Annotated in this window: 16 protein-coding genes; 12 read left to right on the top strand and 4 right to left on the bottom strand. The window is 64.0% G+C overall.

Features of this window, described 5'->3' with window-relative positions; genetic code table 11:
* The first annotated feature begins 20 nt into the window (after nucleotides 1-20).
* Nucleotides 21-623 carry a hypothetical protein gene (locus KO538_RS14250; RefSeq protein WP_219328656.1) on the top strand — a complete coding sequence of 201 codons (603 nt, stop codon included), beginning with the start codon at nucleotides 21-23 and terminating at the stop codon, nucleotides 621-623.
* A 39-nt stretch (nucleotides 624-662) separates the two neighbouring features.
* Here the strand turns inward: KO538_RS14250 and rsmI are convergent, their stop codons facing one another.
* Nucleotides 663-1,571 (bottom strand): 16S rRNA (cytidine(1402)-2'-O)-methyltransferase, encoded by a 909-nt coding sequence (gene rsmI, locus KO538_RS14245; protein WP_070303149.1) that lies wholly within the window; start codon nucleotides 1,569-1,571, stop codon nucleotides 663-665.
* Between the two features lie 165 nt (nucleotides 1,572-1,736).
* On the opposite strand from rsmI, the gene KO538_RS14240 reads away from it, so the two are divergent.
* From KO538_RS14240 to KO538_RS14210, 7 genes are all read left to right on the top strand, one after another.
* On the top strand, nucleotides 1,737-2,948 hold the full coding sequence (locus tag KO538_RS14240) for a penicillin-binding protein activator (RefSeq protein ID WP_219328655.1): 1,212 nt from the start codon (nucleotides 1,737-1,739) through the stop codon (nucleotides 2,946-2,948).
* A gap of 9 nt (nucleotides 2,949-2,957) precedes the next feature.
* Nucleotides 2,958-3,317 carry a YraN family protein gene (locus tag KO538_RS14235; RefSeq protein ID WP_099403908.1) on the top strand — a complete coding sequence of 120 codons (360 nt, stop codon included), beginning with the start codon at nucleotides 2,958-2,960 and terminating at the stop codon, nucleotides 3,315-3,317.
* A 57-nt stretch (nucleotides 3,318-3,374) separates the two neighbouring features.
* Nucleotides 3,375-3,971, top strand: coding sequence for a phosphoheptose isomerase (locus tag KO538_RS14230; RefSeq protein WP_034752465.1), 597 nt, complete (start codon nucleotides 3,375-3,377; stop codon nucleotides 3,969-3,971).
* A complete protein-coding gene (locus KO538_RS14225; RefSeq protein ID WP_219328654.1) occupies nucleotides 3,964-4,647 on the top strand; it encodes a BON domain-containing protein in 684 nt (227 codons plus the stop codon). The genes KO538_RS14230 and KO538_RS14225 overlap by 8 nt, the downstream gene beginning before the upstream one ends.
* 82 nt (nucleotides 4,648-4,729) lie before the next feature.
* Nucleotides 4,730-5,251, top strand: a complete 522-nt coding sequence (locus KO538_RS14220; protein WP_034752467.1) for a peroxiredoxin — start codon at nucleotides 4,730-4,732, stop codon at nucleotides 5,249-5,251.
* Between the two features lie 92 nt (nucleotides 5,252-5,343).
* A complete protein-coding gene (locus KO538_RS14215) occupies nucleotides 5,344-5,934 on the top strand; it encodes a sigma-70 family RNA polymerase sigma factor (RefSeq protein WP_072456165.1) in 591 nt (196 codons plus the stop codon).
* Nucleotides 5,931-6,626 carry an anti-sigma factor domain-containing protein gene (locus tag KO538_RS14210; protein ID WP_219328653.1) on the top strand — a complete coding sequence of 232 codons (696 nt, stop codon included), beginning with the start codon at nucleotides 5,931-5,933 and terminating at the stop codon, nucleotides 6,624-6,626. The genes KO538_RS14215 and KO538_RS14210 overlap by 4 nt, the downstream gene beginning before the upstream one ends.
* Before the next feature lie 106 nt (nucleotides 6,627-6,732).
* Here the strand turns inward: KO538_RS14210 and KO538_RS14205 are convergent, their stop codons facing one another.
* On the bottom strand, nucleotides 6,733-7,155 hold the full coding sequence (locus KO538_RS14205; protein WP_034782761.1) for a PaaI family thioesterase: 423 nt from the start codon (nucleotides 7,153-7,155) through the stop codon (nucleotides 6,733-6,735).
* 84 nt (nucleotides 7,156-7,239) lie between these two features.
* A complete protein-coding gene (locus KO538_RS14200) occupies nucleotides 7,240-8,397 on the bottom strand; it encodes a PepSY domain-containing protein (protein ID WP_219328652.1) in 1,158 nt (385 codons plus the stop codon).
* Between the two features lie 221 nt (nucleotides 8,398-8,618).
* On the opposite strand from KO538_RS14200, the gene KO538_RS14195 reads away from it, so the two are divergent.
* The 4 genes from KO538_RS14195 (at nucleotide 8,619) to KO538_RS14180 (ending at nucleotide 12,633) form a co-directional block, all read left to right on the top strand.
* Nucleotides 8,619-9,164 carry a YbhB/YbcL family Raf kinase inhibitor-like protein gene (locus KO538_RS14195; RefSeq protein ID WP_219328651.1) on the top strand — a complete coding sequence of 182 codons (546 nt, stop codon included), beginning with the start codon at nucleotides 8,619-8,621 and terminating at the stop codon, nucleotides 9,162-9,164.
* On the top strand, nucleotides 9,154-9,975 hold the full coding sequence (locus KO538_RS14190) for a helix-turn-helix transcriptional regulator (RefSeq protein ID WP_219328650.1): 822 nt from the start codon (nucleotides 9,154-9,156) through the stop codon (nucleotides 9,973-9,975). The genes KO538_RS14195 and KO538_RS14190 overlap by 11 nt, the downstream gene beginning before the upstream one ends.
* Nucleotides 9,976-10,041: 66 nt before the next feature.
* Entirely contained in the window at nucleotides 10,042-10,386 is a 345-nt protein-coding gene (locus KO538_RS14185) for a hypothetical protein (RefSeq protein WP_034752474.1), read from the top strand.
* A gap of 90 nt (nucleotides 10,387-10,476) precedes the next feature.
* A complete protein-coding gene (locus KO538_RS14180; RefSeq protein WP_219328649.1) occupies nucleotides 10,477-12,633 on the top strand; it encodes a TonB-dependent receptor in 2,157 nt (718 codons plus the stop codon).
* A gap of 66 nt (nucleotides 12,634-12,699) precedes the next feature.
* Here the strand turns inward: KO538_RS14180 and KO538_RS14175 are convergent, their stop codons facing one another.
* Nucleotides 12,700-13,362 (bottom strand): uracil-DNA glycosylase, encoded by a 663-nt coding sequence (locus KO538_RS14175; RefSeq protein WP_219328648.1) that lies wholly within the window; start codon nucleotides 13,360-13,362, stop codon nucleotides 12,700-12,702.
* Nucleotides 13,363-13,455 lie beyond the last annotated feature (93 nt).

The following is a 13,455-nucleotide window of genomic DNA, read 5'->3' as shown; positions in this document are numbered from 1 at the left end:
GAAGCGGCGGCGGCCAGCCCATGCCGAGCCGCCGCGGCATCGTGCTGGGCATCGCCGTGTCCTTGCTGTTGCATGGCGCATTGATCACTCTGTGGCGCCATGTGCAGCCGGCCGCGCCACCGGACACGGCCCCGCGCGTGGAGTCGATCGCCGTGTGGATACGTCCGCTGGCCGCCAAGCCGCCCCCGCCGCCCGTCGAAGTCGTCAAGCCGAAGCGGGAACCAAAACCCATCAGCAAGCCGAAACTCGCCACGGCCCGGGAAACGCCGGCGGCGGCCACGGCGCCAACATCGAGCCAGCAAGCCATCACGGTCGTGCCGGCATCACCGGCCACGCCGGCGGCCAGTCCCGATACCGTCAGGCAAGAAACGCCGGAAACGCCAAAGTTCGACATGGAAGCGGCCAGGAAAACGGCGCGCAAGATGGCCGGCGAGCGCGATCCATCCAAGGTGGGTACGGCCGTGGGGCAAATCCCCGACAAGCCGCTGCAAACGGAAACCCAGCTGGCGCGCGACATCGCGCAGGGCAAGCGCGGCGATTGCCGCACCGCCTACTCAGGTGCAGGCTTGCTGGCGCCCGTGTTGATGTTGCTCGACAAGAAGGATAGCGGCTGCAAGTGGTGAGCCTGACAACATACCCAATCTGGGTATTTTGCGGTCACTTTATTCCTGCCCCTTCAACTGCAACGCCCGCTCATACAGGGCATTCTTCTTGCGGCCCGTGATCTGCGCCGTCAGATTCGCTGCCTGCTTGACGCTGCATTCGGCCAGCAGGATATTGAGGATGCGCTCCGCTTCCACGTCTTCCGCGTCCTGCGCTTGCGTCGCGCCTTCGAGCAGGACGACGAATTCTCCCTTTTCGCGGTGCGCGTCGGCACGTATCCACGCTTCCGCCTCGGACAGGGGGCAGCGGTGGATTTCCTCGAACAGCTTCGTCAATTCGCGCGCGAACACCACCTGGCGCGTCGGTTCGAACGCTTCCACCAGGGCCGTGGCGCAATCGAGGATGCGGTGCGGCGCCTCATAGAACACCATGGTGGCCGTCACGCCGCGCAGGCTGTGCAGCATGTTTTCGCGCTGCTTGGCTTTCGCGGGCAGGAAGCCGACAAAGTAGAACTGGTCGTTCAACAGGCCGCTGGCGGAAATGGCGGTGATTGCCGCCGACGGGCCGGGCAGGGGCAGCACGCGCAAGCCGGCCGCGCGCACGGCGTCGACGATGCGCGCACCGGGGTCGGACACGGCGGGCGTGCCGGCGTCGGAAACGAGGGCGATGCGCTCGCCGGCGTGCAGGCGGGCGATCAGGGTTTGCGCCACTTCGCGCTCGTTATGTTGATGCGCCGCAATCAGGGGCTTGTTCAAGCCAAAGCGCGTCAGCAGGTGCGCCGTGTTGCGCGTATCTTCACAGGCGACGGCGTCGGCAAGGCTCAGCAGATGCAGCGCGCGCAGGCTGATATCGGTCACATTGCCGATCGGCGTGGCCACTATATACAATGTTGCGATAGGATAGACCTGGTGCGCCGCCTCTGTCATGATGGGCAGGCTGGCGATGGAACTGATTTCTTGTACGGTCATTTTGGAGGTTAAATGCTTGCTAATAGTGTGAAGTTACTGCTTGTTTGTGCCGCGACCGGCATGCTGAGCGCTTGCAGCACGCCTTGCGACGCGCCCGGGCAATTGTGCGCGCCTATTGAATCTAACACAAGGGCGCTGCCGCCACCGAAGCCGCTGCCACCGCCCGTGCCGCCCAAGCCGCCCGCACCCGAACCGGTGACGTTTGCCGTGGCCGTACCCGATATTACCGCCTACGACGGCAATGGCGCGCCGCTGGCGCCCATCACCACCAAGCCGGCCACCGGCACGCCGCAGGACATGCCGGCCGCCACGGCGCCGGCGCCATCCGACGGCAAGGTCCACCACATCGGCCTGCTGCTGCCGCTGCGCTCCGCTTCCCTGGGCCCGGCCGCCGAACTGCTGCGCGCCGGTTTCATGGCCGCGTATGAGCGCGACCGCAGCGGCTTTGAAGTGACGGTGATCGACACGGGCGACGGCAGCAGCGACGTGCTGAACAAGTTTGCGCAAGCACAGGAAGAACAGGACATCGTCGTCGGGCCTTTGTCGCGCTCGGCCGTCACGGCCGTGGCCAACAGCGACCTGGTACGCAAGCCAACGATCGCCCTGAACCACCCCGACAACCGCGGCGAGGCGCGCCTGCCGGCCAAGCTGCTGGTGATGGGCTTGTCGATCGAGGCGGAAGCACGCCAGGTCGCCGCCTGGGCCGCCAGCGAACAGCCGGGCGCCAGCGCGCTGGTCCTGTCGGCCGGTTCGCCCTCGCAGCGCCGCATCAGCGCCGCCTTCAAGCAGGAATGGCTGCGCCAGGGCGGCAAGATCGAGACGATGGACTTGACGGCCACGAATGGCTACCTGAGCGATGCCGAGCTGGTACAACTGCGCGCGCGCCTGGCCGCCACGCCACCGGGCCTGCTGTTTGCCGCACTCGACGCCGACCAGGCGCGCCAGTTGCGCGTGGCCATCGGCAGCGATCTGCCCCTGTATGGCACCTCGTCCTTGAATCCCGGCGCCGGGCGCGGCGCCAGCGGCCCCGAGCTCGACGGCGCGCGCCTGCTGGACCTGCCATGGCAAGTGCAGCGCGAGCATCCGCAAGTCATGGTGTATCCGCAGCCGCCACAACCGGCCGACGCCCGCCTGACGGCCGACATGGAACGCCTGTACGCGCTGGGCATCGATGCCTTCCGCGTGGCGCGCGAAGTGGCGCTGCGGCCGAACGCGCCATTTACCCTTGATGGCGTGACGGGCCGCCTGGCCGTGCGCTTCGAGAATGAGCAAAGCATATTCGAACGCACGGAACAGGCCGCCACCTATCAGCAAGGCGTGCTGGGCACCTGGCCACCGGCCGCGCCGGCGCCTGTCGCCGTGCCGCCGGCCCAATAAGGACACGCCATGCCACCCCTGCCTTTCCAGAATAAACAGGCACGGGGACGGCAAGGGGAGGACGATGCGCTCGCGTATCTGCTGTTGCAAGGCCTGGTGCTGCTGGAGCGCAACTATCTGTGCAAGGGTGGCGAGCTGGACCTGATCATGCGCGATGGCGCATCGGTCGTCTTCGTCGAAGTGCGGCTACGCAGCAGTGCAGCCTTCGGCGGCGCCCTGGCCAGCATCACGCCAGCCAAGCAGCGGCGCATGGTGGTGGCCGCGCAAACCTGGCTGCTGCGGCAAAAAACCGTGCCGCCGTGCCGTTTTGACGCGCTGGCCATCGATGGCGGGCGCATCAGCTGGCTGAAGAACATCCTCGATATGTAAGCATTTTTAACAGTGCTTGTCCGCCATGCCGCGCGCCTGCACTATAATCGGCAGACTATGAATAATCAACGCATCCTCTCGCACTTCCACGAAAGTGCCGAACTCAAAATCCAGGCCGCCACCGTACTGGCGCAACCCATTGCGCAGGCGATCGACCTGATGTTTTATGCATTGTCCAACGGCAACAAGATTCTCGCCTGCGGCAACGGCGGTTCCGCCGCCGACTGCCAGCATTTCGCAGCCGAGCTGGTCGGGCGCTTCGAACGCGAGCGCTTTCCGCTGCCGGCCCTGGCGCTGACGACGGATACGTCGATCCTGACGGCCGTAGCCAACGACTACAGCTACCGCGAGATCTTCTCGAAGCAGGTGCAGGCCTTCGGCCAGGCCGGCGATATCTTGCTGGCCATTTCCACGTCGGGCAATTCGGCCAACGTGATGGCCGCCGTGGAAGCGGCGCTCGAGCGCGAAATGCGCGTCGTGGCGCTGACGGGCAAGGACGGCGGCGCCATCGGCAAGATGCTGACGGACGCCGACGTGCATATCTGCGTGCCGGCCGAGCGCACGGCGCGCATCCAGGAAGTCCACCTGACCACCATACATTGCATCTGCGACGGCATCGACGTCGCGCTATTCGGAGGAGACGTGAATGACTAAATTCGGTACTGGCCCAGGCTGGAAACGCGTACAACGCCCATTGGCCACCGCACTGCTGTGCGGCGCCATGCTCACTTCGCTCACCGGCTGCATCGAATTGATGGTCGGCGGCGCGGTGATGGGCGGCGTTGCCGCAGCGGACCGCCGCACCCTGGGCGCCCAGACCGAAGACAAGTCGATCGCCGTCAAAGGCGAGTCGCGCATCCCCTCGATCACCGGCGACGTGGGCCATGTGAACGTCACCAGCTTCAACCGCCGCGTACTGCTGACGGGCGAAGTGCGCGACGACGCGATGAAAAATGCCGTCGAGCGCGAAGTGCGCAATATCGAAGGCGTGGAATCGGTGGCCAATGAATTGATCATCGCCGGTCCGGCCAGCTACACCTCGCGCTCGAACGACGCGCTGATCACCACCAAGGTCAAGGCCAGCCTGGTCGACATGAAAACCATCTCGGCCGCCTCGTTCAAGGTCGTCACGGAAAACGCCACCGTCTTCCTGATGGGCCGGGTCACCCAGCGCGAAGGCACGGTCGCGGCCGACGTGGCGCGCGGCGTGGGCGGCGTGCAGAAAGTAGTCAAGCTGTTCGACTACATTTCGGAATCGGAACTGAAGCAGTTGCAGCCCGATCCGGCGCCAGCACGCACCACCAGCACTGGCGACACGGCGCAGCAATAAACGCCTCCTCCGTTTGACCTACGGCTTTGATGCGGCGATATGGCTATAATGGCCGCATCGCCGCGCTTTTCAAGTAAAAACCATGTCAACTTCGCCATCCGCAAGCAAGTCCTGGGTCAAGCCAGCCCTGATCGCCGTCTTCGTGGCGGGCGTGGCCGCCGCCGCTTATCTGTCGCTCAATGACAAGCAAAGCGCGCCGGACGTGACCTTCCACGGCATTCATGGCGAGAAAATCACGTCGGCCAGCCTGCGCGGCAAGGTCGTGATGGTCAATTTCTGGGCCACCTCGTGCACCACCTGCGTGGCGGAAATGCCGGACATGGTCGACACCTACAACAAGTACAAGGGGCAGGGACTGGAATTCGTGGCCGTGGCCATGAAATACGATCCGGCCAACTACGTGCTGAACTTCGCCGAAACGCGCCAGCTGCCGTTCAAGGTGGCGCTCGACGTGACGGGCGAGGCGGCCAAGGCCTATGGCGACGTGGCCCTCACGCCCACCACCTTCGTGCTCGACAAGCAGGGCAAGATCCTCAAGCGCTACGTGGGCAAGCCGGAATTCGCGGAACTGCACAAGCTGCTGGAAACGGCCATCGCCGGCTAAGGCTCGGCACCGCACAAAACCTTGTTGCCAAGTGTTATCAACCTGTTATAACCTTCCCAGGCGTGATCCCACTCACCTTGTGAAGGCCAGCCGTGCCCCTAGCCGCTCAATCGCTCGACCCGCAGCAACTAAAAACCTGGCTGTTTGCCACCGGCAACAAGGACGCCACCGCGTTCCGCCAGCTATATAACTCCACCTCATCGAAACTGTTTGGCTTCGCGCTGCGTATATTGCATAAGCAAGAGCTCGCAGAAGAAGCCTTGCAAGAGGGTTTCGTCGCCATCTGGAACAACGCCGCCACGTATCAAAGCCATCTGGCGGCGCCGATGACCTGGATGGCCACCATCGTGCGCAACAAGGCGTTCGATGTGCTGCGGCGCAGCGACGATACCGTGGAAATCGATGCCGAACAGTTTGATAGCGAAGTCATGAACGCACTCCGAGACCCCCAAGCCACGCCGATCGAATCACTGCAACTGAGCGGTGACGCCAAGGCGCTGGCGTTTTGCATGTCCGCCCTGGAAGGGCTGCACCGGCAGGTGGTCGCCCTGGCGTTCTATCACGACCTGTCGCACAGCGAAGTGGCGCAGCAGATGTCGCTGCCGATCGGCACCGTGAAGACCTGGATACGCCGCAGCCTGGAACGGCTGCGCACGTGTCTGGCGAAACGGGAGGCATCATGAATATCCGCGGCAATGACGTGCTGCGTCAGAAACTGGCGTCCGAATACGTGCTCGGCACCTTGAAAGGCGGCGCGCGGCGGCGTTTCGAAGGCTGGCTGCACAACGACGCCGACTTGCGCAATATCACGGCCGAATGGCGCCAGCGCCTGGAACCGATGGCCGAATTTGCCACGCCCGTGGCGCCGCCCAAGCGCGTATGGCAGCAGATCGAGCAGCGCCTGCACCTGAAGCCGCAGGGCGGCTGGTCCTTGTTCCGCGATTCCCTGTCGTTCTGGCGTTCGCTGGGCATGGCCTCGAGCGCCATCGCAGCGCTGCTGGTCATCGTCGTGGCCACGCGCGTGATGGATGCGCCGCAGATCAGCTATGTGGCCAGCCTGACGGACGAGAAAGCGCAAACGGCCCTGCTGTTGACGGCCGACAGCCGCCACGGCGCGCTCGAGGTGCGCATGGTGGGCAACGCACCCGTGCCGAGCGATAAGGATCTGGAACTGTGGGCTGTGCCGAAGAGCGGTAACCCGCGCTCCCTGGGTTTATTGGCCGACAAGGGCAACGTGAAACTGGCCTTGTCCCAGCGCGCCATCGGCAACGACGTGGCCCTGCTGGCCGTCACCTTGGAGCCGAAAGGCGGTTCGCCGGATCCGAATGGGCCGACGGGACCAATCTTGTACAAGGGTAACTGGGTGAAAATCTAACCCGAAGGCAAAAATCCGGGGTCAGTCCCTTCGGGATCGGAATTTGCCCCATTGGGACAAATTCCCCCGCCGGGTCTGACCCCAGCAGTTGATTTAGGGTGTCGGTTTATTTGGGATATAAAATCATCTGCGTGCAGCGGAACAAGGCAATCGTCTTGCCCGTTTCCTTGCTTTTCACCACGGCATCCCACACTTGCGTGTTGCGGCCCTTGTGCTCGACCTTGGCCGTGCAGGTGAGCGTGCCTTCGCGGGCCGTGCCCAGGTGGTTCGATTTCAATTCGATGGTCGTGAAATTGCTGGCGCCTTCAGGCAGGTTGACGATGCAGCCATAGCCGGAAGCCGTGTCGGCCAGGGTCACCACGCTGCCCGCGTGCAGGTAGCCGTTCGGCGCCAGCAAATGCGGCAGCACGGGCAATTCCGCCGTCAACTGGCCGTCGCCCACTTCCGTGATGACGATGCCCAGGTGGCCGGGCAGGCGGCCCGTGCCGCGTTCATTCAACATTGCTACGGTGATCTCGGGATTGCTCATGCTGGTCCTTGTGCGGGTGAGTCCGGGATACGCCGGAAAATACTATGATGATAGCAACTTTCCCGGCCACGGTCTGGCGACCGCTTATTTCCGGCCGCGCCGCCGTTTCCACCATACCAATGTCCCCGTCAGCAGGAACAGCAGCGGCATCAGGCCGAAAGCGGTAATAAAACCGCGCCCGGCCACGCCAAAGGCCTGGCCCGAGTGCAGGGGGAATTGCCAGCCCAGGAAAACGTCTCCGGCCGGCGCCCGCAAGGGATCGCGTATGCGCAGGGGCAAGCCGCTGCGCGCGTCCACAGTGATGCGCGTGGCGCCGTCGCCCTCGGCGATTTCGCCAGGCTGGCGCACGCGCACGTCATACGGCTGGTCCTTCTTGGCCGGCAGCACGATGCGCGACACGCGCGCCTGCGGATACAGCTGTTGCGCGGCGGCCATGGCCTGGCCCGCATCGAGCAGGTCGCCATCCTGCCGCAGATTTTTCAGTTTGGCCTTGTCCGGCGCCGTCGAGACGAGCTCCACCAGCGGCACGACCAATTGCGGCAAATTGAAATAAATGCCGGAAAAGGCCAGTACGGCCAGCACGGGTGCGGCAAAAAAGCCGGCCGCCTTGTGAAACGTGTAGTTGAAGCGGGGCCAGGAACCGCCATGCGACACCGTCAGCGCGCGCTTGATCGCCGTCCACTGCAGGCGCGGCCACCACAGATAGATGCCGCTCAAGGCCATCAGCAGCAACATCACGCCCGAGATACCCGTAATGGTTTTACCCACTTCGCCCGACAATAAATAACGGTGCAGATGAAACATGCCCGACATCAGCAGCGGGCGCGTGAGGCCGAAACGCCCCCAGTCGCGCTCGCCTTTGACTTGCAAGGTGTAGGGGTCGACCATCACCTGGCGCACGATGGCCTGGCTGAAAGGCGACGGTTTGCCGGCTTGCCGGTACGAGGCCACGTACACGTCGCGCGCATCGGCGGGCGGATTGAGCTGGGCCGGCTTGCCGTAAGCGGGGTCGGCCGCGAGCCCATCGACCACCGCTTGCACCGTGCGCGGCGTCACCTGGAACACCTGGCCGGGCGCGGGCGTGCTCGCCTGCAACAGGGTCGGATTCAGGTATGCGTCGAGCTCCGGCATCCAGGCGATGGCGGAACCCGTCAAGCCCAGCAGGACGAACAGGGCGCCGAACCACAGGCCCACATACAGGTGCAGCTTGGCGAACAACCACTTGATCGGGCGTTTGGACATGGGGAGGCGACTCGGGGAAATTTGGGCTGCAGAACGATAGCATGAAAGCTCCGCACTGAAAATCATGCGCAGGCAGGAAACGGCAAACGCAACAACACGCTCATGGGAACATTGAAATCAGGTGGAAACGAGCGTTTTGGCACCATCATCGAGCGCATCGGCATCGCGGGTAACTGTTGCACGGCATACACTTTCCCCTATACTTCATCGAAAGGAAAACCATGACCACCTCCCGCCTGCTTGCCATCACGCTGGGTCTCGCTTTGCACCTGGGCGCCCACGCCGCCGACTTTACCGTCACCAGCACCGACATCGCGCCGGGCCAGACCCTGGCGCCGGCGCAAGTATTCCAGGGCTTCGGCTGCACGGGCGGCAGCCTGTCGCCGCAATTGTCGTGGCACGGTGCGCCGGCCGGCACCAAAAGCTACGCCGTCACCCTGTACGACCCGGACGCGCCCACGGGCAGCGGCTGGTGGCACTGGAGCGTGTTCAATGTGCCTGCCAGCACCACTTCCTTGCCAGGCGGCGCCACGACCAGCACCCTGCCGGCGGGCGCCATGCAAGGACGCAACGATTACGGCGACAGCGCCTACGGCGGCGCCTGCCCGCCACCGGGCGACAAGGCGCACCGTTACCAGATCACCGTGTGGGCATTGAGCGTGGACAAGTTGCCGCTGGACCAGCACGCCAGCGGCGCCATGCTCGGCTACATGCTCAACGCCAACGCGCTGGGCAAGGCGCAGCTGACGGGACTGTATGGCCGATGAGATCGACGCGGTGGCCCTGAGCGAGCTGCGCATCGCCCACGGCACCATCGAGGCGCGCCGCGCACAAACCCTGCGCCGCGTGCCCGTCTTCCAGAGCGCCCTGTGCCGCGTGCGGCAGGGAACGAAGCTGCTGGAATGGGGCGCTCGCCAGGCCCGCGCCGGCACGCACGACGTGGTGCTGATGCCGGCAGGACAGGAACTGGGCGTGGCCAACCTGCCCGGCGCGCAAGGCTACCGGGCTGAAGTGCTGAGCTTTTCACCGGCCCTGATCGCCCGTTTCCGCGCGCGCCATGGCAGCCTCGTCGATACCCAGCTGCGCCAGGCGGCCACGGCCAGCCTGTGCGTGCCGCTCGATGCCCACGCGGCGCAGGCCTGGGACCAGCTGATGGCCAGCCTGGCGAGTAACACACCGCCCGCGCTGCTGGCGCACCAGGCGGAAGGCTTGCTGCTGGCCCTGGCACTGGGCGGCCATTGCGGCCCGCTGTTGCTGGACCGCCGCGATCCGCTGGCTGCGCGCGTGCAGCAAGTGCTGCTGCTGGACCCGGGCGCCGACTGGAGCGTGGCCAAAGTCGCCAGCCATCTGCACTTGGGCGCGTCCACCCTGCGCCGCCAACTGGCCCTGGAACAACGCCACTTCCGCGCCATTCTCGAAGACGTACGGCTGGGACTGGCCTTGCAGGAATTGCAATCTGGCATCTTACCCATCGGCGACATCGCGGCCGCCTGCGGCTACGCCTCGCCATCGCGCTTCGCGGCCCGTTTCCGCCAGCACTACGGCCTGTCGCCGCGCGCACTGCGCGCCACCCTGTAGCTCCCTCTAGCGCAAATCACGCAACAAGCGCTGACAACGGGGCGATTTTCTTGCTACTATGCGCCCATGTCTTCCCGCCAGCCCACCCGCAAGCTTGCTCATCACGGTGCCGCCGCCCTCGCGCGCACGCCGTGGCGGCTGTGCGTGGCGCTGTTCAGTGCGCTGGCCCTCGTGTTCCTGCTGTCGACGGCCGCCTCGCACCTGCACAAGACCACCTTTGATGCGGAAGAGTGCGCGCTGTGCGCCACGGCCATCGACAAGGTGGCCGACATTGCCGTACCGCCGGCCATCGCCGAGCCGCCCGCCCAGTTATTGCCGTACCGCTTGCTGGCCATCGCGCCCGCCACCCTGGCGCCCGTCGCCGCCCTGATCCTGCCGCCCGTGCGCGGCCCGCCTGCCGCCTCACTGTAGTTCCCACGCTGTTTTTCCTTTTTCAGGCTGCCCCTAGTCGCGCGTTCATGCGCGCCGGGCCGCCTGGCGTTGACTATTTTGAGGTTCATCATGCAACACACTCCCCGTCTGAGCGCGCTGTCGCTCGCCCTTGCCAGCCTGTTTACCGTTTCCGCCCACGCCGCCGAGCCTGCCGAGGCCAATACCGATGCTGCCCCGCAAGACATGCAAAAGGTCGAAGTCACCTCTGCCCACCTGAAAAGCGCGCGCATCGAGCTGTCGCCGAAAGTCGGCACCACCATCTACAGCATCGACAGCCATATGGTCGACATGCTGGGCCAGGGCGACAACACGCCATTCAATGAAGTGCTGCTGCGCCTGCCGGGCGTGTCGCAGGATTCGAAAGGTTCGGGCGCCCTGCACGTGCGCGACGACCATGCGAACGTGCAATACCGCATCAATGGCGTGCAACTGCCGGAAAGCATCACCGGCTTTGGCCAGTCGATCGACACGCGCTTGATCGACAAGACGGATTTCATGACGGGCGCCTTGCCGGCCCAGTTCGGCCTGCGCACGGCAGGTATTGTCGATATTGAAACGAAAGAGGGCGGCATGACACCAGGTGGGCGCATCGGCATCATGGTCGGCAGCCACGATCACGTGGAGCCGAGTGCTGAATTTTTCGGCAGCGTCGGCAAGTTCAATTACTACCTGTCCGGCAGCTACCTCGGTAACTCCCTGGGCGTGGAAAACCCGCAAGACACGCGCAGCGCCCTGCACGACAAGACGCGCCAGAACAAATCGTTCGGCAGCCTGTCATATTTCCTCGATGACAATACGCGCCTGGGCGCCATGTTCGGCACGTATAACGGCCGCTTCCAGATCCCGAACAACCCGAACCAGGCGCCGGCCTTCTCGCTCGATGGCCACAACGATGCACAGGCGGGCACGTCCACGTTACCGTCGTCGCAGCTCAATGAAAACCAGCGCGAAGTGAACCGCTTCCTCGTGCTGTCGCTGCAAAAAAGCCTGGGCGACGTCAATTACCAGGTCTCGGCCTTCCACCAGTATTCGGAACTGCACTTCACGCCCGATGCCATCGGCGACCTGATCTACAACGGCGTGGCCTCGGACTCGCGCCGCGCGAACAGCGCTTCCGGTGCCCAGTTCGACATCAGCTACAAATTGCACCAGGACCATACCGTGCGCGCGGGCCTGGCCTACACGCGCCAGAAGACGACGAGCGACAACACGGTGGCCGTCTTTCCGGCAATCGACGGCGCGCAAACGTCCACCACACCGATCACGGTGCTGGACAACAGCGGCAAAACGGGCACCCTGGCCAGCTTTTACTTGCAAGATGAATGGCATATCAGCAAGCCGCTGACCCTGAACTATGGCGCCCGCTTCGACAAGGTCTCGGCCTACACGAGCGAACAGCAATGGAGCCCGCGCGTCAACCTGGCGTATCAGCTGGCGCCGGGCACGGCCCTGCACGCCGGCTATTCGCGCTACTTCACGCCGCCGCCGCAGGAACTGGCGGCCCAGGGCAGCATCGACCTGTATGCGAACACGACAAATGCGCCGGAAATCGGCCAGTCGGACAACGTCAAGGCCGAACGCACGCATTACTACGATGTGGGCATCAGCCACCAGGTCAATTCGAAACTGACCGTGACGGCCGATGTGTACTATAAAAAGATCAACAACCTGCTCGACGAAGGCCAGTTCGGCCAGGCATTGATTTTGACGCCATTCAACTATGCGGATGGCTACGCCAAGGGCCTGGAGTTATCGGCCATCTACAGCGAGAAAAACTGGGGCCTGTTCCTCAACGCCAGCACGCAAAAGGCGCAGGGGCGCAACATCAATTCGGGCCAGGCCCTGTTTGGCGCCGATGAGTTGAACTACATCAGCCAACACTATGTCTACCTCGATCATGACCAGAAATACACCTTGTCGGGTGGTGGACACTATCACTTTGGCGATTCGCAAGTAAGCGCTGACTTCCTCTACGGCAGCGGCCTGCGCATGACCCCGGACGGTGGCGCGCCGAATTCCGGCCATTTACCAAGTTACTTCACCGTCAACACGGCGCTCACGCATACGTGGAAAAACACGCCGGTCGGCAAGGTGGAAGGACGTTTGGCCCTGATCAACCTGTTCGACAAATCGTATCTGCTGCGCGACGGTTCCGGCGTGGGCGTGGGAGCGCCGCAGTACGGCGCCCGCCGCAGCATCTATGCCGGCCTCTCAACCAGCTTTTAACCGTTACGCGCGAAGACAGCGGCAGGGAGCAACGCCTGCCGCTGTCGGTTGCCGTCAACTAAGGAGTTATCCCCAGGCGATGCCTTCCTGGCCATGCGCCTGCAAATAGGCGTTGGCCTGGCTGAACGGCTTGCTGCCAAAGAAACCTTTGCTGGCCGACAATGGCGAGGGATGCGGCGCCGCCAGCACCAGGTGTTTGCCGGGATCGATCAAGGTGCGCTTGGCTTGCGCATAGCCGCCCCACAGGATGAACACGAGATGCTCGCGCTCGGCGGACAGGTAGCGGATGGCGCTGTCCGTCAATTTCTCCCACCCTTTGCCCGCGTGCGAACCGGCCGCCCCCGCGCGCACCGTCAGCACGCTGTTGAGCAGGAATACGCCTTGCTCGGCCCAGTCAGACAAATCCGTGCGCGTGCGCGCCACGCCCACGTCGCTGTGCAATTCCTTGAAGATATTTTGCAGGCTAGGCTGCGGCGGCGTGCCATCGGGAATCGAGAAGCACAGCCCCATGGCCGCACCGGGCGTGTGATACGGATCTTGCCCCAGGATCACGACCTTGACTTGCTCGAACGGCGTCAGGTCGAACGCGCGGAAGATCGTTTTACCCGGCGGAAAACACGGCCCCGCCGCATACTCTTGCTTCACGAAGGCGGCCAGGCGTTCCCAGTAAGGCTGGGCAAACTCGCCCTCCAGCCGCGCCTTCCACGATGCGTCGATGCGTACGTCCATGCGTCACCTCATAGCTTATCCGTCAACCATGCTTTTTCAGCATGCCAGTATAGGACGCTCAGCCGCATGAGGTGGGCACGATACGAACAGGCA

Origin of the sequence: Janthinobacterium sp. NKUCC08_JDC, from assembly GCF_019345575.1 — a bacterium.
In the GTDB taxonomy this organism is placed as follows: domain Bacteria; phylum Pseudomonadota; class Gammaproteobacteria; order Burkholderiales; family Burkholderiaceae_D; genus Janthinobacterium; species Janthinobacterium aestuarii.
The sequence above is the reverse complement of the archived record's forward strand: the minus strand, read 5'-3'. Positions and strand labels throughout refer to the sequence as shown.